This window comes from Methylosinus sp. is20ea (assembly GCF_059718135.1).
Genome location: NZ_AP046088.1, coordinates 1161901 through 1186804 on the forward strand (window position 1 = coordinate 1161901; position 24904 = coordinate 1186804).

The following is a 24904-nucleotide window of genomic DNA, read 5'->3' on the forward strand; positions in this document are numbered from 1 at the left end:
TCTTCACGCGAACCGGTTCCCACTTCGCTCGAAAACACTCTAGAGAGGAGCAGCCGATGCCGATGATCCGCGAATGCATCGTCACCACGGTCGGGACCAATGGCCAGACGCATATCGCGCCTCTGGGGCTGATCGAGCAGGACGCGTTCTGGGTCATCTCGCCCTTCCGCCCCTCGACGACGCTCACCAATCTCGAGGCCGCGCCTTTCGCCACGGCGAGCTTCATCGACGATGTGCGCATCTTCGCCGGCTGCGTCTGCGGCAGGAGCGACTGGCCGATGGAGGCCGTCCCCGGCTGGCCGGCGCCGCGCCTCTCCGCGGCCCTCTCGCACGCCGAGCTGGAAGTGGCGCGCAACGAGCCCGATCAGCAGCGCCCGCGATTCTTCTGCCGTATTAGAAAAATCGTCTCCCACAAGCCGTTTTTGGGGTTCAACCGCGCCCAGTCGGCGGTCGTCGAGGCCGCGATCCTCGCGACGCGGCTCGGCATGCTGCCCCGAGAAAAAATCGACACAGAACTGGCCTATCTCCAGATCGCGATCGACAAGACGGCCGGAGCCGCCGAGCGCGAGGCGTGGGAGCTGGTGACGGCCAAGATCGAGGCTTATCTTCAAACGCAGTCGGAATGACCGATTCGCCCCTCGGGGCGGAACGGCGCGGCGCGCCGGCGGCGCGCTCGATTAAATTTCGACACAAATTTTCACGAAGGATGGACCATGTCCGAAGCAATGACGACAGAGCATCTCGAGCACGCGGAACATGCCGAGCATGTCGCGCATGAAGGCTCGCCCTTCATGATACAGGTCTCGATGACGATCGCCGTATTCGCCGTCGTCGCCGCGACCATCGGCAGCCTGGAGACGATCGAGACGGCGGCCACGCTCGGCGCGCAGAACGCCGCGGCGCTCAGCCAGAGCAAGGCCAGCGACCAATGGGCCTTCTTCCAGGCCAAGAGCATCAAGAAGAGCGTGAACGAGGTCGCGGCCCGGCAGGGCGGCCCGCTGGCCGAGCCGCTCGGCCGCGAAGCCAAGCGCTATGACGACGAGAGCAGAGCGATCAAGACCGAGGCCGAGGGTCTCGAGCATCGCGTCGAGGAGCATTTGCACGAAGCCGAGCATCACGAGCATCGCCATCACATTTTGACGGTGGCGGTGACGCTGGTGCATGCGGCGATCGCCATAGCGACGATCGCGATCATCACCCGCGGCGCCAGATGGCCGTGGTATTCCGGCCTCGCTCTGGCCGCCTCGGGCGTCGTCCTGGCCGGCTACGCCTATATCTGAACGCCTCCGAACGGCCGGGCTCGCGGCGCAGCGACGCGGCCGCCCGGCCGAAGCCCGCCCAAAATCCGCGCATTGCCGAGTTTTCGTTCGCAATTTTGGAGACTTGTCTCATTTTTTTTGCGCGCCGGGCCGGCCCGGGATGGATTCGCCGCCGCCTGCGTGTGGGTTGCTTTTTCGGCCTCCATCGCAATCTGTCCTATGGTGGAGTGCCTCCAATGTCTGCATTGAGCGAATGGCTCTTCGGCGTCGACAGCCTCACGCCGCATGGTTTCTGCCTCCTCTGGGAGCCGGGCCTCATCTGGCTCTTCGCGATCTCCGACGGCTTGATCGCGCTGGCCTATTTCTCCATCCCGCTGGCGCTGGTCATCATCGGGCAGAGACGCGCGGACCTCGTCTTCCGACCCTTGCTGTGGCTGTTCGCCGCTTTCATCCTGCTCTGCGGCGCCACCCATTGGCTCGATGTCGTCACGCTGTGGAAGCCAATCTATGGCGTGCAGGGACTCGTCAAAGCGGCGACGGCGATCGCCTCTCTCGGCACATCGGTCGCTCTGTGGTGGTGGCTGCCGAGGTTTCTCGCGCTTCCCTCGCCCGAGCAGTTGCAAAAGGCCAACGCCGCTCTGCGTGAGAGCGAGGAGCGGCTGGTCCATTCGCAGAAGCTGGAGGCGATCGGCCAGCTGACCGGCGGCATAGCGCATGACTTCAACAATGTGCTGCAAATCGTCACCGGATCGCTCGGCGTGATCGAGCGCCAATTGGCGCGCGGCCACGCCGAGGAGATCGGCCCCGCCGTCACGGCGATACGCAAAGCGACGAGCTCCGCCTCCAATCTCATCGATCGGCTCTTGTCCTTCTCCCGCCGGCAGACGCTGCTGCCGCGCGTCATCGAGCCGGACAAGCTCGTCGTCGGCCTCGAGGATCTGCTGCGGCGCACGCTCGGCGCCGGAATCGATCTCGACCTGCGGCTGGGACGCTGCCGGCGCAATGTCGTCTGCGACCCGTCGCAGCTCGAGAGCGCGCTGCTCAATCTCGCGATCAATGCGCGCGACGCCATGCCGGCCGGCGGCGTGCTCGAGATCGCGACGGCCGATCGCCGGCTCGCCGCCGATCCCTCCGACCCGGACATAGCGCCCGGCGACTATGTCGAGATCGCGGTGAAGGACAATGGCTCCGGCATGAGCCGCGACGTGCTGGCGCATGTCTTCGAGCCCTTCTTCACGACCAAGCCGACCGGGCGCGGCACCGGCCTCGGCCTGTCGCAGATCTACGGCTTCGCCAAACAATCGGGCGGCTTCGTGCGCATCGACAGCGCGCCGGGAAAAGGAACGAGCGTGCGCATCTATCTGCCGGGATGCGATCAGCCGACCGTCGCCGCGGAGCCGGCGAGCGCCGTCGCGCTCGCCGAGCCGAGCGAGGAATGCGCCGCCGCGCCATGCGGAAAAACCCTGCTCGTCGAGGATCAGTTGGAGGTGCGCCTCCAGATCGCCGACACGCTCGAGGAGATGGGCTGCGACGTCATAGAGGCCGATGACGGAACCGAGGGACTGAAGGTGCTCGAATCGGGCGAGAGCTTGCGCCTGCTGGTCACGGATGTCGGCCTGCCGGGCGTCAGCGGACGCCAGCTCGCGGAAGCCGCCCGCGCCGCGCGGCCCGATCTTCCGATCCTTCTCATCACCGGCTATGCGGGCAAATCGCTCGACAGCCTCGATCTCGCATCGAACATAGAAGTGCTGCGCAAGCCCTTCACGCTCGACGAGCTGGCCGCGCGAGTGCGCGCCCTGCTGGCGCGGACCGCCGCCGCCCAATAGGCCGTTTCCAGCCGCAGTGGACGCCGGTTCGGCTGGAAACGCGAGTGTCGCGCGTCAGTTGATTTGACATGTCTCGAGAAGCGAGCCTTAGAGGCTCGCTCTTCGAAAGCCGGCGACCAGCGAGGCTATCGCAGCGCGAGCAGAGCGACCGCGCTGGCCGGCGCGCAATCGGCGGCGGCCTGCGCGACCTCCGGAAGCGCATCGATGAGCTCGGAAACGTCGTGATAGGCGCGACCCTCCGAGAGCGCCAGTCGCGCGACGAGCGTCCGGCCGACGCCGGCTCCGACGATGGGCGCGTCCTCCGTCACGGCGCCGCGCGAGCGCAGCAGCGCGATCTGATCCTCGATCGACCGCATCTGCGCGCGCGCGAGGAAAGCCGCGAAGGCGCGCCATTGCGCGGGCGAGGCCGCGGCGGCGTCGCGGCCGGCGAGGCGCGCGAGACGGGCGATCGATTCGGCGACGCTCGTGCCGCGCCCGTCGGCGGTCGGCTCGGCGTCGGCGATCTCGCCGAGGACGCGGCGCACATCCGCCATGGTCGCGAAATTTTCGCGCGCCGGCGACGTCCAGCGGCCCGCGACCGGCGCCAGCGGCACGCCGGCGAGCGGATCGCCGCGCGACGCCCCCGTATAGACCAGCTCGCCATTAGCGAGCCGTTCGGCGTCGCCGCCGCCCAGAGCGCTCACACGGCCGCCGGCGATGGGGACGAGATCGGTCGTCGTCGAGCCCATATCGACGAAGAGCGCCTCGGGAATGCGCCGCGCCACGAGCTCCGCGCTCGCCCGCCAATTGGCGGAGGCGATCGCCTGCGCGGCGGCGCCGACCTCGGCGAAGGGAAGGAAGCCGGCCTCGCCCGCATAGAACAGCGTCTCGGCGCCTTTCGTGCGCCGCGCGACGGCGGAGGCGATCGTCGCGACGCCGGCGGCGCGCGTCTCGAAGGCGTCGGAAAGCTCGGCCGTCATGGTGACGGCGAAACGGGTGACGGCGACACGCTCGGCCGCGGCGAGGCGGGCGACCGCCTCCTCTATCGCTCCCTCGAGCCGCGCGACGCCATAATGCGGATTGCACGGCAGCAGCAGGACCTCGACGATCCGGCCGTCGCAGGCGCGCGCGGCTTTCAGATGCGCGCCGCCTATGTCGAAGCCGATGACGCTCGTCACACGCGACCTCATTCAGAGCGTTTCCAGCCGAAGTGGACGCCGGTTCGGCGTTGGAAACGCGTCAAAACAAGAGCATAGAGCCTTTTCATGTTTCCATGAAACATGAAAAGGCTCTAAAAACGAAGGGGAGCCGCGAACGGCTCCCCCGATGATCCTCGAGCCTCGGACGAAGCCGTCAGTTCGCGCCGAAAGGATGCTTGACGTCGTTGCGCTTGGCGACGACCTCGGCGGCCTTCGGCTCGCCCTTGACGGCGCGCGCGATGGCTTCCTTCGTGGCCTGATAGTTATATTCCTGGATCTTCTTGTCGTCGTTGGCTTCCCAATGGATGAACACGCCGACCGCGATGAACACGTCATCGGCCTCGGCGAGCGGGATCACGCCCTCGGCGACGGAGTCGGCGACGGCCTTGGCGACGCCGGCCTGAGCCGGTCCGAACATCTGAACGGCCTGCTTGGCGTTCTTGATGGTGACCTTGTTGAAGAGGATCGTGTTCGGCTTGGCCAGCAGGTTCGGCGCGACGACGGCGAGCAGCGTGGTGAAGCCGTCCTTGTTGTTGACGAGCGCATTGGCGAAAGCGGTCTCGGCCGCGCTGCCGCGCGGTCCGATCAGGAGGTCGATGTGGGCGACTTCATTGCCTTCGCCGACGAGCGACTCGCCGATCAGGAGCTTGTTGATGAGGGCCATTTTCTCTTCTTTCTTATCGACATGTCGCTTCGGATACTCCGAGCCGTTCTCGGGCGTCGCGCTGTCGAAGACGCGCCGCCGTCATCAATCATTTTCGGGTGACAGCGGCAAGTCGGGGAACGAACCCTCGGGACGAAACCGTCGGGACGAGACCGTCCTGCGCGCTACTCAGAGGAGGCTGCGCGCCAGCGCGAAGGCGTGACGGAAGTCGAGGCACAGAGGCTTGTCGGAGGTGGTCATCTGCTTGAAGAGGCCGGCCTCCGTCCCGTATTTGATGTCGCCGATCGCGAGCGCGCCGATGCCGAGCGCGCCGGAGGGAAGCTCGACGCCCTTGTCATGCAGCTTGACGCCTTCGACGCCGAGCGGCGGCACGGCGTTGACGTCGGCGGCGATGAGCAGCGACTTGGCCGCCGCGAGATCGTCCTTGGAGAGCACCTGCACGCCGGCGCGCGCCGCGCAGAGCGCGATCTCGTGCTCGATGAGGAGCTCGCGCACCTGCTCGGGCTTGCTGCCATCGGCCGGCTTCACCTTCACGCCGAATCGGGTCTCGATCTCCTGCGCCTGCGCGGAGACGCGCTCGAGGCCGCTATAGCCGACGATGGTCACATCGGCGCCCTCGAGCGCCGCGATGACGGCGGAGGAGAAGCCGACGACGCCGGTCGCGCCATAGACGACGACCTTCGCCCCCTTCAGCTCGCGGCCCTTCTTGTCGCGCAGCACCTTCTCCACGAAGGCGACCATGGCGCCGGCCGTTGTGAAGGAGCCATAGGGGTCGGCGAAGAGCGAAATCTCGAAAGGCTTCAGCAGCGCCTTCTGGGCGGCGTCCAGCATGTCGAGCGCGAGAATGGCGTCGCGGCCGGCGAAGAAGATGCCGGTGCGCAGAGCGGCGGACGGCGCGCGGGAGAACATCGCGTCCTGCACCAGCGCGGGCACCTCGTCCAGAGTGACATTCGTGTAGGAAATCGCCGCGTCGAAGCCCGCGTCGAGCGCCATGTTGACGTCGAACGGGCTCATATGCTTCAGCGTGCTCAACATATGAAGGATCGATTTGGCGGCCATGGGAAATTCCTAACCTTTCTGTCCGTTCTTCAGCGTTCCGGCGCGCGAACGCGCAGCGCCTGGGTGACGCCCGAGCTTAGAGAAGCTTTCGGATGAGCGATACCGGGACGGCGGGCGCGGGCGGAGCCCCGGTCTCGAATGGCGAGACGCATAGACCGCAGAACGGGGCGAATGTCCAGCCTATTGTCCTCAGCGCTGGACAACGAAAGCGCCGGACAACGAAAGGCGGAGCGGCGAGGGGGTCTCAGTAGCCGTAGGGCGAAGGCGCGAGGGGGGCGGCTCCCGCCGGCGGATCGAAGCGATAGCCGTCGGCGCCCCAGACCGGGCCGGAGCGGACCGGCGCGGCCGGAGCAGCCGGCGCGCCATAGACGGGAGCGGCGAGCGGCGGCGGCGCATAGGCCGGACGGTGGCTCGACCGCTTCGCCTGAGCGGGGGCGGCGGCCAAAAACGCGACGGCCAAGAACGCGGCGGTGAGGAACGCGGCGGTGAGGGGCCCGCCAGTGAGGCAGACGTTCGCGAAGCCGCCGATTTTCATGGACCTTCCCCCTGCCGGGCCGCCGATGCGGTCCCGATGAAGGGAAATCGGGCGGCGCCCGGCGACGTCAAGGGTCGCGAGACGCGGCGGCTTTCGCCGAGTTTTCCGTCTATCCCATTGCCTTCGGCTCGACCTCGGCGCATTCTCGCCGCCCATGTCTGACGAGGCGTCTCTTCTCGCGGCCAACGCCGCCTATTATCGGGCCTTCGTCGCCGCCGATCTGGATGGGATGGCGGCGATCTGGGGCGATGACGAAATCTGCTGCATCCATCCGGGATGGCCGCCGCTCTTCGGTCGCGAGCAGGTGCTCGCCTCGTTTCGCGACATTCTGCGCAACCCTATGCAAGACCCCGTTCTTCGCCGCAGCGAGCGCGCGCTGATCTGCGGCGCCGACGGACGCATCGTCTGCATAGAAATGGTCGGTCAGGCGGCGCTGGTCGCCACCAATTGCTTTCGCCTCATCGATGGAGCCTGGCGGCTGGTGCATCATCAGGCGAGCCCGCTGATGGTCCAGAGCGAGCCGCCCCCGCAGCAACAGCCCCCGCCCCGCTCGCTGCACTGAGCGGGGAAAGCGCGAGGGAGGCGACATCCCCTGTTGACCTTCTGGCGCCGGCGCCTCTATAAGATCGCCCAACCAAGGGCTCGCCTCCCGGGGCGTGGAGCCTTTGTGCGAATTTCATGTCATACGGCCATCGAATGGCGCGGGCTCCCGCGCTCTGCGCCGATCGAAAGGAAAAGACCATGTCCCGCCGTTGCGAACTGACCGGCAAAGGCGTGCAGACGGGCAATCTCGTCAGCCACTCCAATCACAAGACCCGCACCCGCTTTCTGCCCAATCTGGTCAATGTGACGCTGGCCTCGGATTCGCTCGCGCGCTCGGTGCGGCTGCGCGTCTCGGCGGCGGCGCTCCGCTCGGTCGAGCATCGCGGCGGGCTGGACGCCTTCCTCGTCAAGGCGCGCGACACCGAGCTCTCGGACGACGTCCGCGCGTTGAAGCGCGAGATCGTCAAGAAGCTCGCCACCGCGAGCGCCTGACAAAAGGGCTCCGGGCGAGCGCTTCTGATATGCGAGCCTGAAGCTCGCGGTCCAGAGGCCGCGCTTCCAGAGGCCGCGTCGGTCCGCGAGCCTTCAGGCTCGCTCCCTTTTTGCGTCACCATTTGAAAAAATAGACCCCGCGCCCGAAGCGAGCGCGGGGTCTTGCCCGTTTTGCCGCCCTTGCCGACGCGCGCCCCCAGACGCGCGCCGACAATCGCTCTGGGCGACGTGTCAGCCCCAGATCGACAAAGCTACGCTGAGCAGCAGGGGAAGGGAGGCCAGCGAGAAGATCGCGGCGACGCAGAGAACCCTCTGGACGTCGAGCGGCTCGTGAGACGCCGCGGGCAATCCCGCATTTCGAACTTTGCCAAAGGAAATCATACGCAACTCCCTCGTCACTCCCGGACGGGCCGATCGCTCGGACGTCCGATCGTCACTCGAACGCGCACAAGACGGTCGCGCCGAAATATTAATGCAACAGCCGCCCTGAAGGTTCCCCCGCCGACTCTCGTTTCGGCGCGGTTGAGCGCTGGTTGCGAAATTAATTCGATTTAAACTTACTCACCATTCCGGTGAATCCCTCAAGAGGTCGTCGCGAGGACCCGCGGACGCGGCGCCGCGCGCTGCGGCGCGGGCGCGTCATTCTCGCTGAACAGCTCGGCGAGCTTCTCCGTCATCGCGCCGCCGAGCTCCTCGGCGTCGACGATCGTCACCGCGCGCCGATAATAGCGCGTGACGTCATGGCCGATGCCGATGGCGATCAGCTCGACCGGCGATTTCGTCTCGATCTCCTGAATGACATGCCGCAAATGGCGCTCGAGATAATTGCCGGGATTGACCGAGAGCGTGGAATCGTCGACCGGGGCGCCGTCGGAGATCATCATCAGAATGCGGCGCTGCTCCTGCCGCGCCATCAGGCGGCGATGCGCCCAATCGAGCGCCTCCCCGTCGATATTCTCCTTGAGCAGGCCCTCGCGCATCATCAGGCCGAGATTGCGGCGCGCGCGCCGCCAGGGCGCGTCGGCGGCCTTGTAGATGATGTGGCGTATGTCGTTGAGGCGGCCGGGATTGGGCCGCTTGCCGTCGGCGATCCAGGTCTCGCGCGACTGGCCGCCCTTCCAGGCCTTGGTGGTGAAGCCCAAAATCTCCACCTTCACGCCGCAGCGCTCCAGCGTGCGGGCGAGAATATCGGCGCAGGTCGCCGCCACTGTGATCGGCCGGCCGCGCATGGAGCCCGAATTGTCGAGCAGCAGCGTCACCACCGTATCGCGGAAATTCGTGTCCTTCTCGCGTTTGAAGGAGAGCGGCTGCTGCGGGTCGATGACGACGCGCGGCAGGCGCGCGGGATCGAGCATGCCCTCCTCGAGGTCGAACTCCCAGGCGCGGTTCTGCTGCGCCATCAGACGGCGCTGCAGGCGATTGGCGAGCCGGCCCACGACAGAGGAGAGATGCGAGAGCTGCTTGTCGAGATAGGAGCGCAGACGATCCAGCTCCTCGGCGTCGCACAAATCCTCCGCCTTCACCGTCTCGTCGAAGCGGCTCGTATAGGCCCTGTATTCGCCGCCGGAGCGATCGGCCGAGGAGACCTGCGGGCGGCGCGTCTCCATCGCCTCGTCGACGTCGCCGGATTCGATCTCCTCCAGCATCTCGCTGTCGAGAATTTCGGCGGCTTCGCTCTCGCCCTTCTCGAGCGCTTCTTCGGAGGCGGTGGCGGTGTCCATCTCGGAGGAGCCGGACTGCTTCTCCTCCTCGGTCTCCTCGCCCTCGGCCTCGTCGGGATTTTGCGGCTGGTCCTCGCTCGGCTCGTCGGCGTCCTCCTCGCCGCCGGCGCTCTCGCCCTCGAGCTCGAGAGCCGCGAGCAGTCGATGCGCGAGCTGCGCGAAGCCGCGCTGATTCTCCAGCGCGCCGACGAGCTTGTCGAGATCGGCGCCGGCGCGCTCCTCGATCCAGGGCCGCCAGAGATCGACGACCTTCTGGCCGTGCGGCGGCGGCGCGAGCCCGGTGAGGCGCTGGCGGGCGATGAGCGCCAGAGCGTCCTCGAGCGGCGCGTCCTCACGGGAGTCGATATCGGAGAAGCGGGCGCGCTGATAGCGATCGTCGAGCATGGCGCCGATATTGGCGGCGACGCCGTCCATGCGGCGGGAGCCGATCGATTCGACGCGCGCCTGCTCGAGCGCGTCAAAGGCGGCGCGGGCGTCGGAAGACTGCGGCTGCACGCGGCGATGGATCGCATCGTCATGGCAGGCGAGGCGCAAAGCGATCGAATCGGCATGGCCGCGCACGATGGCGGCGTCATGGGCGGTGAGCTTGCGCGGCGGCTCCGGCAGGCGCGCCTTGGCCTTGTCGTCGGCGCCGAGCAGCGCGGCGCGCTCCGGCGAAAAGGATACTTCCAGCTCCGCGCGTTTCGCCATGGCGCGCATCGCGCCGGCGACGGCGCGCTTGAACGGCTCCTGCGGGGCCTCCTTCGGCGTGGCTGCTTTGCGATTGGATGACATGGGAGTCCGTTCGATATTCGCTCGTTCGCCCGCCTCCGGGCGAGCGAGCCTTTATAACCTATGTCGGATCGCGAGTTATGAAAATCGCGGAAGACGAAATCGCGTGACGAACCAAGCGAATGACTATTTTCTAACGCTATATCAATATGTTGGTATGATTTATGACGATCTGGTGACGTAATTTTCATCTAAGCTGTTGAAAATTTTACTGTTTTTTCAAAGCTTCAGGTCAATTTCTCGCGCGCCGAAGGCCTGCGGAGCTGAGCCGAGCCATGTATAAGATCGCCTCCCAATATGGCGTCGTCACCGAATTTCGCGATGTGGACGAGCTTTGTTTCAAATGGCAGGTCGAAGCTCCGGCCGGCGGCTTGCCGCCCTATGAGCAGATCGCGCTCGGCAGCCTCGGGCGCCTCGCCGATGATGTGGCGCTGGCGGAGCGCGGGGACGACGGCGCCTTCGAGTTTCTCTATGGCGGCGGCGCCTTCGAGGCCTGGCTGGGCGCGTCGCTGCGCGGCCTGCGGCTCGCCGGGCTCGAACGCAATTACCGCGACGCCATCGGCGACGCGCTCGAGGCGGCGCGCGCGCGCGCCGCGCCGACGGCGACGGTCGCGCGCAGCATTCGCGACGGAATGGTGCGGACCTGCGAGATCGTCGTCTTCCCGCTGTCGAGCCATTGGGGCGTCGCGCTCTATCTGGTGTTCGCGCGCGAGCGCGCCTCGAAATATGATCTCGTCGACGCGATCTATCGCGCCACCGACGACGGGCTGGCGACATTCGCCGCCGTCTACGCTGGAAGGCGCATCGTCGATTTCGACATTGTGAGCCTCAACGCCAGCGCGAGCCGCCTCTTCGGCGGCGCAGAGCGCGATCTGCAATGGCGGCGCCTCAGCGAGATCGTCCCGGCGTGGATGACCAATGGCGCTTTCGAGCGGCTCTCGGCCATTTTCCATTCGGCGATCCACGACACATTCGAGGTCGCTCATCGCTCGGCGGAGGGCGAGCGGCATCTGCGGCTCGCCGCCGCGCCCATGGGCGATCTCGTCGGGCTGACGCTCACCGACATCACCCCGCTCAAGGCGCGCGAGGCCTCCTTCCGCCTGCTGTTCGAGAGCAATCCCATGCCCATGTGGGTGCATGATCCGCGGAGCCTGCGGATCATCGCCGTCAATGACGCGGCCGTCGCCCATTACGGCTATGAGCGCGAGCGCTTTCTCGCTTCGACGCTGTTCGACCTCTATGCGGAGGAGGAATGGCCGGCGGTGACGATCGCGCATGAGAATCCGGCGAGCCGGCGTCCGACCGACCGCATCTGGGCGAATCGCACGGCGGACGGACGCGCCATAAAGGTGCAGAATTACGCGCGCGAGATTATTTTCGACGATCGTCCGGCGATATTGCTCGCCATCGTCGACGTCACCGAGCAGCGCGAGCAGGCGGCCCGCATCGCCCATCTCGCCCATCACGATCCGCTGACGGGATTGGCCAATCGCGTGCTGTTCCGCGCGCGGCTGACGGAAGGCCTGCTGCGCCTCGAGAGCGCCGAGGAGCGCCTTTCGGTGCTCTATCTCGATCTCGACGGCTTCAAGGATGTGAACGACGCCTTCGGCCATCCGATCGGCGACCGGCTGCTGATCGCCGTCGCCGAACGCCTGCGCGAGACTCTCGCGCCGGGGGATATGGTGGCGCGCGTCGGCGGCGACGAATTCGCCATCGTCCAATTCGGCGCCGGCGGCGCCGAGGCCGACCGCCTCGCCGAGCGCATCGTGAGCGAGGTGAGCGTCGCCTATGAGATCGACGGCCATGCGGTGGGCGTCGGCGCGAGCGTCGGCATATCGGTCGCGCCCGCCGACAGCGACGACGCCGATATTCTGCTCAAGAACGCCGACATCGCGCTCTATCGCGCCAAGGCCGACGGGCGTGGCCTGCACCGTTTCTTCAAGCCGGAGATGGCCGCCTCCATCCTCGTTCGGCGCACGCTGGAGGCGGATCTGCGCCATGCGCTCATCGCTGGCGAGTTCCAGATCTATTACCAGCCGCTCATCGACATAGAATCCAACCGCATCGTCGCCGCCGAGGCGCTGCTGCGCTGGTTCCATCCCGCCCGCGGCTCGGTTCCGCCCATTGATTTCATCCCCCTCGCCGAGGAGACCGGCCTCATCATGCCGATCGGCGAATGGGTGCTGCGCGAGGCCTGTCGCGAGGCGGCGAATTGGCCGGAGCCGATCGGCGTCTGCGTCAATCTCTCTCCTGCGCAATTTCGCTCGCGCGCGCTGGTGCAATCGGTTCTGTCGGCGCTGGCGGCGAGCGGGCTCGCGCCGCAGCGGCTCGAGCTCGAGATCACCGAATCGGTGCTGCTCGCCGAAAATCACGCCAATCTCGCGGTGCTGCACCAATTGCGCAGTCTCGGCGTGTGCATATCGATGGATGACTTCGGCACCGGCTATTCGAGCCTGAGCTATCTGCGCTCCTTCCCCTTCGACAAGATCAAGATCGATCGCTCCTTCGTGAAGGAGCTGCCGGAGAATCACGAATGCGGGGCGATCGTGCGCGCGGTGGCGGGGATCGGGCAGTGCCTCGGCGTCGCGACCGTGGCCGAGGGCGTCGAGACGCGCGAGCAATTGGCGCGCCTGCGCGAGGAGGGCTGCACGCAGATGCAGGGCTTCCTATTCAGTCGCCCGGCGCCGGCGGCGGAGCTGCGGCGCATGCTGGCGGATAGCGGCGAGCAATGGGCGGAGGCGGTGAGCGCGGCGTGACCTCCCGGGCCATCGCGGCCCTAAAGCGGCAGGGATCGAAGCTTGACGCTCTTGCCGATGGGAATTTCATGTATCGAAGGCGGTGCGATCAGGTCGATCACCTTCTCGATTTCGGGCCATTTCCAAACAATGGTGGCGGCGACCTGGTTCAACGCGGTCTTCTGATACGCCGGAGCGAGCACGAAGCCATGCAGTCCCGCCGCGCGCAAAGCGGCGCGTTCGGCCCTGTTTCTCAGTATACGCCCGTCGCCCGACACGAACACCCAGATTTCAGGCTGCGCCCGCAAGTGGTCGATCCATTCGATGTCATCGGAATGACGACCCTTGGGGAGCCCTGGCACGTCTTTGATATGAAACGCTCGATGGCCGAATGAGGTTATGAAACCGTCCAAAGTCGACGCCATCACCGGAGCGGTGCAATTGTCGAACAAGACTTTCACGCGGCCAGCCGCCGCGTGAGCTCGGCCTCGAATTCGGCGGCTCGCCTTATGGAAGCCAGCGGCACGTCATAGGCCTTTGCCGCAGTCTCGATCCCTTCCTGCCGCGCCGCGGCAGCCAGAACCGCCGTCGGAACGCTGGTCGAGGAATCGATCGGTTGACCGAAGGATCGGGCAGGATCGACGATTATATTGGCTCGGCGACCGGCCGGCCACCACTGCACGGGGCTTCCTCTCTCATCGAAGTCGATAGTCTTCAAGAGTGGATCGATGATCTGCTTGAACTCGTATTGACGGCGAAACAAATTCAAGAGCCGCTCGCGTTCTTCGCCCTGCTCGTCTTTTTCGACGACTCGCAGAAAGATATCGCGTCCGTCCGTCCGAAACCGATCTGTCGAAAGCGGCCGCTCATCGCCGATGATCTCTCGCGCGAGCCGAATGGCGACCCCGACGCGTTGAGGCGAAACACCGTAGCCGATGAATTTATCGGCGACGCGCGCTTCCATGAGATCCCGAAATCCAAGATAAACTCGACCGTCGTCGAGATCGATCTGAGGTTTCCAGAGCGGCTGGTAAGTCTGCTCGCCCGAGCGATGGCCACGAAGCCAGCGAGTTATCTTTCCGGGAGCGACATTGAGAAGGCGGCCCGCTTCCGCAGGGGTATAGAGCCCCACGCCAATCAGCTCGTCCATGCCAGCCTCCCGCACCGTTATTGATTCAGCGCCAGGGCCAGCTGTCAATAGAGTTCTCGCGAGCTTGGCCACGGCCACGCTGTCACACGGGTCTTTCTCCGCCGAACAGGCGTGGGCGCGAAGGGAAAATGGTGGGGGAAGTAGGACTCGAACCTACGAAGGCATAGCCAGCGGATTTACAGTCCGCCCCCTTTGCCGCTCGGGACATTCCCCCAGCTTCTCGACGGCCCCTGAGAAAAGGTCCCGCGAGCGACGGCCCTGCGAGAGGGCCGGTGAAGCAGGGCGCATATGGGGAATTTGCTCGCCCGCTGTCAACCCGAAAATGACCCCGAGATGACCGAGGCCGTCGCCGCCCCCCGCCGGCTCAGGACTGGCTCTGGAACTGGCTCTGCGCGCGGGCGACGCTCACCTTGACTTCCGCCGTCTCCACGCCGCCGCCGGTGCGCGCGGCGCGGATGGGCGCCGCCCCCAAATAGTCGAGCGCGACGGCGACGCGCACATAGGTCTCGTCGGGCGAGGCGCCCGTCGTCGCGTCGAAGCCGACCCAGCCGAGCCCCGTTATATGGCTCTCCGCCCAGGCGTGGACGGCGGCGCCGGCGTCGGCGCGCAGGGCGTAGCCGGAGACATAGCGCGAGGGGATTTCGAGGCTGCGCGCGCAGGCAATGAAGACATGCGCCAAATCCTGCGCCGCGCCGCGTCGGCGCGCGAACACATCGGCCGCCGCCACGGCGCCGCTCGTGGGCTCCTCTTGGACGACCAGCGCCTCATGCAGCGCGCCGACCAGATCGTGCAGCTTCGACAGCGCATCGGAGGGGCGCGCGGTCGCCTCGGCCGCGAAGTCGTCGATCGCCAGATCGGCCTCGGTCAGCGGCGTCTCGCGCAGATAGAGCTCCGGGGGAAAACGCTCGATCGCGCCACGGGCCACGCCGGCCGTGTCGAAGGTCTCGACCGCGCCCTCGACCACGGTCGTCAGCGCCTCGAGCGGCCCCTCGACGTAGATATTGTGCACGACATTGCCGAAGGCGTCCTCGAAGGCGCGCAGGCGGCAGTCGCGATCGACGTCGATCCGCCAGTCGAGAACATGCTGACCATCGTAATTGCGAGGCGTCAGCGCCAGCTTCTGAATCGCCGCTTTGGCGGGCTCGGCATAACGATAGATCGTCTCGCGCCTGACTCTTATATGCATCTCGTACCGCGCAAGGAGCTTCGAGGCGTCGCTCCGACGAGCGCCATTCCGAGCAGGATTTCGAAAGCCTGCTCTTTCGAAAGAGTCTAAGCGGGGTTCGTCGGCGACGCAACGACCGCCCGCTCAGAAAAGATACTGCTCCGAGACCAGGGCCCCGAGCCGATGATTATCGGCGAGGAATTCCTGGATGAAGTCGTGCAACCCATTGTGGAACACGCTTTCGATCGTGGCGTGCTCGAGCTGGCCGAGCACGGTCCGCGCATGACGCTGCGCCGGCCCGTGCTTGCCATGCGATTTGCCGAGACGGTCGAGGTTCTGCACCACGCTCTCATAGCAGGCGATCAGCGAGCGCGGCATTTCCGGCCGCAGGATCAAGAGATCGGCGACCAGCCAGGGCTTCAGACTGTCGCGATAGACCCAATGATAGGCCGTATGCGCGGAGACGGCGCGCAGGATCGCCGTCCATTGGAAATAGTCGAGCGAGCCGCCGACCGCCTCCGTCTCCGGGAGCAGCACGTGATATTTCACGTCGAGCAGGCGCGCGGTATTGTCGGCGCGCTCGAGATAGAGGCCGATGCGCGAGAACCAATAGGCGTCGTTGCGCAACATTGTCCGATGCGCGCCGCCGTCGTAAGCCGCCGACACCTGCTTCACGAAATCGAGAAAGCGCGTCACCTCCTCGGCGGAGCGGCTCGCCTGCTCGAAGGCCCTGAGCTCGAGGAAGGCGCCGTTGATCGCCTCCCACATCTCCACGGTGAGCGCCGTGCGCACCGCGCGGGCGTTGACGCGGGCGAGCTCGATGCAATTGCGGATCGAGCTCGGATTATCCGGCGAGAAGGCCAGAAATTGCGTGACATTGGCCTCGTCGACCGTCAGCCCCGCCGCGTGAAAGGCGGGCGCGGCGCCGGAGGAGAGCAGCGCGCTCTCCCATTCGGTCTCCACGCCGCCATAGGCCCGCGGCAGCGTGGCGAGGCGTCTCGACGCCTGCAGTATCCGCGCGAGGAAATCCGCGCGCTCCATATATCGGGCCAGCCAGAAGAGGTTGTCGGCGGTGCGTGAGAGCATGAGATCCCGTCGTTTCGGCGCGCGGCTCTAGTCTTTCGTTGGAGCGAATTCTGATCGATCGAACGATTCCGTTCGATCGGAAAGCGCTCTCGTCTTTCGAATTCGTCACGCGCGCGCGAGCGGCGCGTCGTCGATGATCCATGTGTCCTTGGTTCCGCCGCCCTGACTGGAATTCACGACGAGAGAATTCTCCGTCATGGCGACGCGCGTCAAGCCGCCCGGCACCACGCTCGCGCCATTGGGACCATAGAGCACGAAAGGCCGCAGATCGACATGGCGGGGCGCGACGCCGCTCGCCACCGACACCGGGCAGGTGGAGAGGGCGAGCGTCGGCTGGGCGATGAAATTGGTGGGATTATCGGCGAGCTTCTTGGCGAATTCCTCGATCTGCGCCCGCGTCGCATGCGGACCGACGAGCATGCCATAGCCGCCGGAGCCATTGACCTCCTTCACCACCAGCTCGTCGAGATGGGCGAGGACATAGGCGAGAGCGTCCTTCTCGCGACAGCGCCAAGTCGGCACGTTCTTCAGCAGCGGCTCCTCGCCGAGATAGAAGCGAATCACCTCCGGCATATAGGTGTAGATCGCCTTGTCATCGGCCACGCCCGTGCCGACTGCATTGGCGAGCGTCACATTGCCTGCATGATAGGCGCCCATCAGACCGGCGACGCCCAGGGCCGAATCGGGGCGGAAAGCGAGCGGATCGAGGAAGTCGTCGTCGAGGCGGCGGTAGATCACATCGACGCGGCGCGGCCCCTCCGTGGTGCGCATGAAGACGACATCGTCCTTGACGAAGAGATCGCGCCCCTCGACCAGCTCGATCCCGAGCTTGTCGGCCAAAAAAGAATGCTCATAAAAGGCTGAATTATATTGGCCTGGCGTCAGCAGCACGCTGACCGGATCGGCCCCCGCCCCGCGCGGCGCGGCGGAGCGCAGCGTGGCGAGCAGCTGATCGGGATAATTCTCGATCGGCGCGACGCGGTGGAGCGCGAAGAGATCCGGCAGCAGCCGCATCATCACTTCGCGATTCTCCAGCATATAGGAGACGCCCGACGGCGTGCGGGCGTTGTCCTCCAGCACGAAGAAGCCTTCATCGTCGGTGCGGATGATGTCGATGCCGGCGATATGCACGAAAATATCATGCGGCACGCGGCGCCCCGCCATCTCCGGCCGGAAGGCGGGATTGCGATAGACGAGCTCGGACGGAACGACGCCCGCTTTCAATATTTCGCCGGGACCATAGAGATCGGCCAGGAACAGGTTCAACGCCTTCACACGTTGAATCAGGCCCTTCTCGAGCTGAGCCCATTCGGCGCGGGCGATGATGCGCGGCAGAATGTCGAAGGGGATGAGCCGCTCGGTCGCCTCCTGCGAGCCGTAGACGGCGAAGGTGATGCCGATGCGCCGAAACAGCAATTCGGCCTGCGCCCGGCGCGAGGCCAGAAACTCCGGCTCGACCGAAGCCAGCCATTTGGAAAGCTTTTCGTATGGCAGGCGGATCAGCCCGTCGACGCCGCCCATTTCGTCGAATTGCGCCACCTTCGAAAGCACGTTCTCGCTCTCCCTCGGGGTTCTCGGCGAACGACCGCTCGCGCTGGACGGTGCGCCTTTGCTGCAAGGCGTGGCAAGAAGCGAGCCAAATGACGAAAGCGTCGCCGACAGCTCGTCCCGCTCATTCTGTCTTCTAATCCGATAATCGTTGACAAGCCATGCGCCGCAGATCAGAAGCAAAACCGTCGGCGCGATTTTCGGTCGCACGACTCATCCACCCTTGCGAAGGACTCATGGGCAGTACCAGCCTCGGCGCCGTCGCTGCAGCTTCGTCTGCATGCGCCGCGCCTCACTCGACAAAAACCCGCGGCCGCGAGGACCGCGTGAGAGGCGTCGCCCGAGCCTGAGGCGCGTTCGCCGCTCACGCCTTCGGCCGCGACAACGGCCAGAAGGACGAGAGCGATGATCATTTTCCCCCGCCCCTATCCGTCCCTCCGCACGCGCTCGGCGCGTCGCGGCGGCGCAATCGTCGCGGTCGCCGCGCCGGCGGACCTTCGGGATCTGCGCGTCATCGGACGCCGCAGGCCCGCCGCCGCCTGGACGATCGACCCCGCCTCCCGCCGGCCCGTCTGCGTCTGGGCCCCGGTCGCCGAAGACGTCGGCCGCGGCGAGGACGAGGAGGCGCAGAGTCGCCGGCGACGCCCGCCCCTCTCGTCGCGCGCCTCACGGCGCGCGACGCCATCGGCCCGACACGATGCGCATCATTCCCGGCGCGCGCGAAGCGAGCGATCGGGAATGCGGAGCAACAGCGGATGGCCGTCGTTTCGAGAAGCGAGCCTTAGAGGCTTGCTTCTCGAGACACGTCGATCCATCTGACGCGGCCCACCCGCGTCATCAAAGTTTCATGCCGCTGAACTGTAACGATCCGGCTCGTACGTTTTCTCCTTTCGCGCGTGCGACAAGAAACTCTGCCAGAATGCGAATCACGTAAGAGACCGACCACGAGCCGATGAAGCCAAATTGCCTCGCCACTCTGGTGGCGCTGACCCTCGCGACCTCCTGCGCGAGCCGGTCGGCGGCCGCCGACAAGCCGTCGAACCCCAATGTCCCGCCCGCCTTCACCTGGGCAGGGCTCCATATCGGATTGAACGCCGGCGGCGGCCTGCCCATAGCGAGCGGCGGAACGCTGGAAGCGGGCAGCGGCTTCACCAGCCGCGCCTTCGATCTCGCCGCGCCGAATCGCGATCGCACCGGGGCGAGCTTCGGCGCGCAGATCGGCTATGACTGGCAGCATGGCCCCTGGGTCTATGGGCTCGAGACCGATCTGAACTTTCTCGGCCTGCGCCGCGCCTCCACCGGACTCTTTCCGGCGCCCGCCGCCTATCGGCCGCTCGGGATCACGGCCTATGGGCTCACCTCGGACGAGAACGGCGATTATTTCGCCAGCATTCGCGCCCGGCTCGGCTACGCCTTCGACCGCACGCTGGTTTTCGCCAGCGGCGGCGTCGTGGCCGGCGGCGGGCGCGGCGCGTCCAATCTCGTCTTCTATGACGCGGGGCCGCTCGGCCTCTTCTTCGCGCCGGTCTCGAAATCCTCGCGCATGAAATACGCCGTCGGCGCCGGCGTCGAGCATGCGCTCGACGACCATTTGTCGGCGCGGCTCGAATATCTCTATCTGAACCAGCAATTGCAGAACCGCGTCTACGACAATAATTTCTCGTTCCAATTCGCCGCGCGCCAGCGCAGCGAGGCGCATGTTCTGCGTCTCGGCCTGAATTATCGTTTCGATCCGCAGGAGGAAGCGCGCACGGACGACGAGCAGGGCAAGAGCGACGAAGGCAAGAGCGACGAGGACAAAAAGTCCGACGCGAGCAACGGCGGCTCGAACGGCGAGCGTGAGGACGGCGACGCGGGCAAGGACGACGACAAGAAGAAGAAGGGCAAAGATAAGAAGAAGGGCAAAGACAAGGAAAAAAAGGATAAAAAGGACGACAAGGACGACAAGTCGAAGAACGATGGCGAGATCTACAGCTTTCACGGCCAGACGACCGCGGTCCTGCAGGGCTATCCCAAATACCCCGCGCTCTATTCCGGCTCGCACAGCTTCCCGCCCAAAGGGCTCGCCGACGCCGGCTCGACCAGCAATCTCTTCATGGGCCTGCGGCTGTGGCAGGGCGCCGCCGTCTATCTCAATCCCGAGGTCGACCTGGGCTATGGCCTCGCCAATTCCGTCGGCGCCGCCTCTTATGTGAACGGCGCCGTCGCGAAAGTGGGACGCGCCGCGCCCTATATGCGCTTCCAGCGCTATTTCCTGCGCCAGATCATCGGGCTCAATGGCGGCGAGAAAGTCGACGATCCCGACACGGGCTCCTTCAACGAAGTGCTGGAATCGACGCAGAACCAGCTCTCGGGCAAGGTCGCCAAGGATCGGCTGATCCTGACCATCGGCAAGTTCGGCGTGCCGGATATTTTCGACGACAATAAATACGCCCATGATCCGACGACGGGCTTCCTGAATTTCGGCGTGAACACGCTCGGCGCCTTCGACTACGCCGCCGATTCCTGGGGCTACACCTATGGCGCCGCGCTGGAGTGGAAGCAAGATTGGTGGAGCGCGCGCGGCGGCTTGTTCCAGCTCTCGGAAATTCCGAACGGTCCTTACATCGAGCCACAGATCGGCCGCCAATTCATGGGCGTCGTCGAATTCGAGGCGCGCTACGACCTCTTCGATCAGCCGGGCGTGATCAAATTTCTGGCCTATGGCGACAATGGCAATCTCGCCAAGGTGCAGGACATTGTGAACTTCGCCTTCCTGACCGGCAATTTTCCGCCGGATGTGAACAATCCCTGGGTGCGCAAGCGCAATGTCAAGGTCGGCGGCGGCATCAATGTGCAGCAGCAACTCTCCAAGGAGGTCGGCTTCTTCCTGCGCGCCAGCATGTGCGACGGACGCTTCGAGACGGTCGACTACACCGACATAGACCGCTCGCTCTCGACAGGCTTCACCGCATCGGGCGCGCTCTGGGGCCGCGACAAGGACGAGATCGGCGGCGCCACAGTGTTCTCCGGTCTCGCCGGCCCGCGCGTGAGCTATTTCGGGCTCGGCGGAACCAGCGTCTATATCGGCGACGGCGCGATCTCCTACGCTGGCGAAAAAGTGCTGGAGACCTATTACAAATACAATGTGCGCGACGGGGTGGAGCTGACGCTCGACTATCAGCTCATCGGCAATCCCGCGCATAATGCCGCGCGCGGGCCGATCAATATTTTCGGCCTGCGGCTGCACGCGCAATTTTGAAAGATTTGGGCGTCCTCGCCGATTGTTCTACAATCGGCGCGAGATGACGAAGGCGCGCGACGATTTCACTCTGCTCTGGCTGCAGGCCGGCAGCTGCGGCGGCTGCACCATGGCGGCGCTGGAGCGCGGCGCTTCCGGCTGGTTCGAGGAGCTGCGCGGCTTCGGCATTCGCCTTCTCTGGCATCCGAGCGTCAGCGAGGAGACGGGCGAGGAAGCCCGCGCCATTCTCGCCCGCGTCGAGCGCGGCGAGGAGAGGCTCGGCGCGCTCTGCATAGAAGGCTCTATCCTCCATGGCCCGGAGGGCACGGGTCTCTTCAACAAGCTCTCCGGCACCGGACGCAGCATGCTGGATTGGGCTCGCGCTCTGGCGCCGCGCGCCGATTATTGCGTGGCGGTGGGAAGCTGCGCCGCTTTCGGCGGCGTTCCGGCCGGCGCGCCAGACCCCACCGACGCCAGCGGGCTGCAATATTCCGGCGTCGATATGGGCGGGGCGCTGGGGCCGGATTATCGCTCGGTCAAAGGGCTGCCGGTCGTCAATGTCTCCGGCTGCGCGCCGCATCCAGGCTGGATCATGGAGACGCTGCTGGCGCTCTCGCTCGGCCGTTTCACGCAGGCCGATATGGATGATTACGGCCGGCCGCGCATTTTCGCCGACCATCTCGCCCATCACGGCTGCAGCCGCAATGAATTCTACGAGTTCAAGGCCAGCGCCGAGGATTTCTCCGAGCGCGGCTGCCTGATGGAGCATTTGGGCTGCAAGGCGACGCAGGCGGTCGGCGACTGCAATCAGCGCGCCTGGAACGGCGGCGGCTCCTGCACGCAGGCGGGCTCGACCTGCATCGCCTGCACCTCGCCGGGCTTCGAGGCGACGCGCGGCTTCCATCGCACGCCCAAGATCGGCGGCATTCCGGTCGGCCTGCCGCTCGACATGCCCAAGGCCTGGTTCGTCGCGCTCGCCGCCCTCTCCAAATCGGCGACGCCCAAGCGCGTGCGCGAGAACGCCCGCAGCGACCGCGTCGCCCAGGCGCCGACGCCGGGCGTTGAAAAGAAGAAGCCATGAGCCGCATCGTCGTCGGGCCGTTCAATCGCGTCGAGGGCGATCTCGAGGTGACGCTCGACGTCGAGAATGGCGTGGTGCGCGAGGCGCGCGTCTCGGCCTCGCTCTATCGCGGCTTCGAGCAATTGCTGCTCGGCCGCCCGGCCGCCGACGCGCTGGCGATCGCCCCGCGCATCTGCGGCATATGCTCGGTCTCGCAATCTCTGGCGGCGGCCGCGGTGCTGCGCGCGGCCGAGGGCCTCGCGCCCGCGTCCAATGGCCTGCTCGCCACCAATATCGCCCATGCGGCGGAAAATATCGCCGATCATCTGACGCATTTCTACGTGTTCTTCATGCCGGATTTCGCCCGCGCCGCCTATGCCGGCCGGCCCTGGCATAGCGCCGCGGAGGCGCGCTTCAAGGCCGTCTCCGGCGCGGCGCTGCGCGAGGCGCTGCCGGCGCGCGCGCGCCTGCTCGAGACAATGGGGCTGATCGCCGGCAAATGGCCGCACAGCCTCGCCTTCCGCGCCGGCGGCGTGACGCGGGCGCTGGCGCTGGGCGATGAGATGCGGCTGCGCGCCCTGCTCGCGGATTTTCGCGGCTTTCTCGAGCGCACGCTCTTCGCCGCGCCGCTGGAGGCCGTGACCGCCCTGTCCACCGTCGAAGAGCTCGGTCGCTTCGCCGAAAGCGCCGCCGGCGATTTTTCCGCCTTTCTGCGCATCGCGCGCGATCTACGCCTCGAGGAGATGGGACGCGGCCCCGGCCTGCTGCTCTCGGCCGGCGCCTATCTCGGCACAGACGGCCATCGCTTCGCCGCCGGCCTCCTCGACACGAAAACGGGCGGGCTGCGCGAGCCGCCGCTAGATCATATCCAGGAGGATGTCTCGCACGCCTATATGCGCGACACCGCCGCCGATCCCGCCCTTTCCGACACGCTTCCCGACATTCACCGCGAGGGGGCCTATAGTTTCGCCAAGGCGCCGCGGCTCGAGGGCCGCGCGGTGGAGGTGGGCGCGCTGGCGCGTCAGGCGGTCGCCGGCAATCCGCTGATCCGCGATCTGCTGGCGCGCGGCGGCGGCTCCACAGTCCTCGCCCGCATCGTCGCGCGCGTCCTGGAGATCGCGCTGCTCACCGAGGCGATGGAGGATTGGACCCGCGCGCTGGCGCCGAGCGAGCCCTATTGCGTCGCCGACGCGCCGCTCGCCGACGGAGCCTTCGTCGGATTCGTCGAGGCGGCGCGCGGGACGCTCGGCCATTGGGCGACGTTCCGCGACGGCCAGATCGCGCGCTATCAGATCATCGCGCCGACGACCTGGAATTTCTCGCCGCGCGACGCCGCCGGCATTCCCGGCCCATTGGAGCAGGCGCTGGCGGGCCTTTGCGTGGGCGAAGACGGCGCGACCAATGTCGCAGTGCAGCATATCGTGCGCTCCTTCGACCCCTGCATGGTCTGCACGGCGCATTGACTGTCTAGACTCTTTCCGCGACTGGAAAGCCGCTTCTCCTTGTAGCGCCCTCCGCGAGCGAAGAGATTTTCGGCAATCGCCTGACAGCCTGGAAAGATTCTCCTTACCCCCGCGCTGGCCCGCATCTTGCCGTTCTTTCCCCAAGCGGCGCCTTCGCGCGAATGCCGCATTGCACAAGGGTGGGGAAGGAAATGGCCGCCATCGAAACCTTCTACGACGTCATTCGCCGTCAGGGCGTCACGCGCCGCAGCTTCACCAAATTCTGCTCGCTCACCGCGGCGAGCCTCGGCCTCGGTCAGACTGCGGCGACGCAAATGGCGCAGGCGCTGGAGACCAAGCCGCGCATTCCGGTGATCTGGATGCATGGGCTCGAATGCACCTGCTGCTCCGAGAGCTTCATCCGCTCGGCGCATCCGCTGGCAAAAGACGTCGTGCTGTCGATGATCTCGCTCGACTATGACGACACGATCATGGCGGCGGCCGGACATCAGGCCGAGGCGATCCTCGAGGAGACGAAGGAAAAGTACAAGGGCCAGTATATTCTGGCCGTCGAGGGCAATCCGCCGCTGAATGAGGGCGGCATGTTCTGCATCGACGGCGGCAAGCCCTTCGTCGAGAAGCTGAAATGGATGGCCGAGGACGCCATGGCGATCATCGCCTGGGGCGCCTGCGCCTCCTGGGGCTGCGTGCAGGCGGCCAAGCCCAATCCGACGCAGGCGACGCCGATCGACAAGGTCATCAAGGACAAGCCGATCATCAAGGTTCCGGGCTGCCCGCCCATCGCCGAGGTGATGACCGGCGTCGTCACCTTCATCACCACTTTCGGCAGACTGCCGGAGCTCGACCGGCAGGGCCGGCCGAAAATGTTCTACTCGCAGCGCATCCACGACAAATGCTATCGCCGCCCGCATTTCGACGCCGGCCAATTCGTCGAGGAATGGGACGACGAGGCGGCGCGCAAGGGCCATTGCCTCTACAAAATGGGCTGCAAGGGTCCGACCACCTATAACGCCTGCTCCACCGTGCGCTGGAACGGCGGCGTCTCCTTCCCCATCCAATCCGGCCATGGCTGCATCGGCTGCTCGGAGGAGGATTTCTGGGACAAGGGCTCCTTCTACGACCGGCTGACGAAGATCCAGCAATTCGGCATAGAGCATAACGCCGACGAAGTGGGCCTCGCGGCCGCGGCCGTCGTCGGCGGCGCCGTCGCCGTCCATGCGGGCGTCACCGCGGTAAAGCGCATCACGACCAAGCACGAAGGGTGAGGAGCAAAAGCGCGCGCCCCCTCGCCCTCATGCTGAGGAGGCTCCGCAGGAGCCGTCTTAAAAGCACGAGGGCGAGAGCTCCAGAGGGCGCGCGTGACGGCTTCCTCGTCCTTCGAGACGCGGCCTACGGCCGCTCCTCAGGATGAGGGAGCCTTCGCCCAATA

At 65.9% G+C, this 24904-nt stretch carries 20 protein-coding genes and 1 tRNA gene; 10 read left to right on the top strand and 11 right to left on the bottom strand.

From position 1 onward, the window contains the following. Window positions 1–56 precede the first annotated feature (56 nt). From AC6IY7_RS05285 to AC6IY7_RS05295, 3 genes are all read left to right on the top strand, one after another. Window positions 57–626 (top strand): DUF447 domain-containing protein, encoded by a 570-nt coding sequence (locus tag AC6IY7_RS05285; RefSeq protein ID WP_497782029.1) that lies wholly within the window; start codon window positions 57–59, stop codon window positions 624–626. An 87-nt stretch (window positions 627–713) separates the two neighbouring features. Then, window positions 714–1280: a DUF4337 family protein gene (locus AC6IY7_RS05290; RefSeq protein WP_497782030.1), complete on the top strand. Its 567-nt coding sequence runs from the start codon at window positions 714–716 to the stop codon at window positions 1278–1280. Window positions 1281–1495: 215 nt separating this feature from the next. Then, entirely contained in the window at window positions 1496–3085 is a 1590-nt protein-coding gene (locus AC6IY7_RS05295) for an ATP-binding protein (RefSeq protein ID WP_497782031.1), read from the top strand. Window positions 3086–3210: 125 nt separating this feature from the next. Here AC6IY7_RS05295 and AC6IY7_RS05300 read toward each other — a convergent pair whose 3' ends face one another. The 4 genes from AC6IY7_RS05300 to AC6IY7_RS05315 form a co-directional block, all read right to left on the bottom strand. Next, a complete protein-coding gene (locus AC6IY7_RS05300; RefSeq protein ID WP_497782032.1) occupies window positions 3211–4254 on the bottom strand; it encodes a hydantoinase/oxoprolinase family protein in 1044 nt (347 codons plus the stop codon). A 163-nt stretch (window positions 4255–4417) separates the two neighbouring features. Next, window positions 4418–4927 carry a formaldehyde-activating enzyme gene (fae, locus tag AC6IY7_RS05305; RefSeq protein ID WP_497782033.1) on the bottom strand — a complete coding sequence of 170 codons (510 nt, stop codon included), beginning with the start codon at window positions 4925–4927 and terminating at the stop codon, window positions 4418–4420. Between the two features lie 168 nt (window positions 4928–5095). Further along, window positions 5096–5986: an NAD(P)-dependent methylenetetrahydromethanopterin dehydrogenase gene (locus AC6IY7_RS05310; RefSeq protein ID WP_497782034.1), complete on the bottom strand. Its 891-nt coding sequence runs from the start codon at window positions 5984–5986 to the stop codon at window positions 5096–5098. Between the two features lie 244 nt (window positions 5987–6230). After that, window positions 6231–6521 carry a hypothetical protein gene (locus AC6IY7_RS05315; RefSeq protein ID WP_497782035.1) on the bottom strand — a complete coding sequence of 97 codons (291 nt, stop codon included), beginning with the start codon at window positions 6519–6521 and terminating at the stop codon, window positions 6231–6233. A gap of 154 nt (window positions 6522–6675) precedes the next feature. Here AC6IY7_RS05315 and AC6IY7_RS05320 point away from each other — a divergent pair, with 154 nt between their 5' ends. Together AC6IY7_RS05320 and rpmB are read left to right on the top strand one after the other, a co-directional pair. Further along, window positions 6676–7083 carry a nuclear transport factor 2 family protein gene (locus AC6IY7_RS05320; RefSeq protein WP_497782036.1) on the top strand — a complete coding sequence of 136 codons (408 nt, stop codon included), beginning with the start codon at window positions 6676–6678 and terminating at the stop codon, window positions 7081–7083. A gap of 179 nt (window positions 7084–7262) precedes the next feature. Further along, window positions 7263–7556 carry a 50S ribosomal protein L28 gene (rpmB, locus tag AC6IY7_RS05325; RefSeq protein ID WP_497782037.1) on the top strand — a complete coding sequence of 98 codons (294 nt, stop codon included), beginning with the start codon at window positions 7263–7265 and terminating at the stop codon, window positions 7554–7556. A gap of 581 nt (window positions 7557–8137) precedes the next feature. On the opposite strand, the gene cobT is transcribed toward rpmB, so the two are convergent. After that, window positions 8138–10051, bottom strand: coding sequence for a cobaltochelatase subunit CobT (gene cobT / locus AC6IY7_RS05330; RefSeq protein ID WP_497782038.1), 1914 nt, complete (start codon window positions 10049–10051; stop codon window positions 8138–8140). 272 nt (window positions 10052–10323) lie between these two features. Here cobT and AC6IY7_RS05335 point away from each other — a divergent pair, with 272 nt between their 5' ends. Further along, window positions 10324–12804, top strand: a complete 2481-nt coding sequence (locus AC6IY7_RS05335) for a putative bifunctional diguanylate cyclase/phosphodiesterase (protein WP_497782039.1) — start codon at window positions 10324–10326, stop codon at window positions 12802–12804. Between the two features lie 20 nt (window positions 12805–12824). Here the strand turns inward: AC6IY7_RS05335 and AC6IY7_RS05340 are convergent, their stop codons facing one another. The 6 genes from AC6IY7_RS05340 to AC6IY7_RS05365 all read right to left on the bottom strand — a co-directional run bounded on the left by AC6IY7_RS05340 (window position 12825) and on the right by AC6IY7_RS05365 (window position 17705). Next, a complete protein-coding gene (locus tag AC6IY7_RS05340; RefSeq protein WP_497782040.1) occupies window positions 12825–13244 on the bottom strand; it encodes a PIN-like domain-containing protein in 420 nt (139 codons plus the stop codon). Beyond that, on the bottom strand, window positions 13241–14005 hold the full coding sequence (locus AC6IY7_RS05345) for a hypothetical protein (RefSeq protein ID WP_497782041.1): 765 nt from the start codon (window positions 14003–14005) through the stop codon (window positions 13241–13243). The genes AC6IY7_RS05340 and AC6IY7_RS05345 overlap by 4 nt, the downstream gene beginning before the upstream one ends. Before the next feature lie 57 nt (window positions 14006–14062). Further along, window positions 14063–14147 (bottom strand) — tRNA-Tyr (locus AC6IY7_RS05350). Between the two features lie 150 nt (window positions 14148–14297). Then, window positions 14298–15119 carry a transglutaminase family protein gene (locus AC6IY7_RS05355; protein WP_497782042.1) on the bottom strand — a complete coding sequence of 274 codons (822 nt, stop codon included), beginning with the start codon at window positions 15117–15119 and terminating at the stop codon, window positions 14298–14300. Between the two features lie 123 nt (window positions 15120–15242). Next, window positions 15243–16184, bottom strand: coding sequence for an alpha-E domain-containing protein (locus tag AC6IY7_RS05360; protein WP_497782043.1), 942 nt, complete (start codon window positions 16182–16184; stop codon window positions 15243–15245). 105 nt (window positions 16185–16289) lie between these two features. Beyond that, window positions 16290–17705 carry a circularly permuted type 2 ATP-grasp protein gene (locus AC6IY7_RS05365; protein WP_497782787.1) on the bottom strand — a complete coding sequence of 472 codons (1416 nt, stop codon included), beginning with the start codon at window positions 17703–17705 and terminating at the stop codon, window positions 16290–16292. A gap of 979 nt (window positions 17706–18684) precedes the next feature. Here AC6IY7_RS05365 and AC6IY7_RS05370 point away from each other — a divergent pair. The 4 genes from AC6IY7_RS05370 (at window position 18685) to AC6IY7_RS05385 (ending at window position 24740) form a co-directional block, all read left to right on the top strand. Next, window positions 18685–20973 carry a carbohydrate porin gene (locus AC6IY7_RS05370; protein ID WP_497782044.1) on the top strand — a complete coding sequence of 763 codons (2289 nt, stop codon included), beginning with the start codon at window positions 18685–18687 and terminating at the stop codon, window positions 20971–20973. A 43-nt stretch (window positions 20974–21016) separates the two neighbouring features. Then, window positions 21017–22033 carry an NADH-quinone oxidoreductase subunit B family protein gene (locus tag AC6IY7_RS05375; protein WP_497782045.1) on the top strand — a complete coding sequence of 339 codons (1017 nt, stop codon included), beginning with the start codon at window positions 21017–21019 and terminating at the stop codon, window positions 22031–22033. Then, window positions 22030–23475 carry a nickel-dependent hydrogenase large subunit gene (locus tag AC6IY7_RS05380; protein ID WP_497782046.1) on the top strand — a complete coding sequence of 482 codons (1446 nt, stop codon included), beginning with the start codon at window positions 22030–22032 and terminating at the stop codon, window positions 23473–23475. The genes AC6IY7_RS05375 and AC6IY7_RS05380 overlap by 4 nt, the downstream gene beginning before the upstream one ends. Window positions 23476–23666: 191 nt before the next feature. Next, entirely contained in the window at window positions 23667–24740 is a 1074-nt protein-coding gene (locus AC6IY7_RS05385) for a hydrogenase small subunit (protein ID WP_497782047.1), read from the top strand. The last annotated feature ends 164 nt before the right edge of the window (window positions 24741–24904 follow it).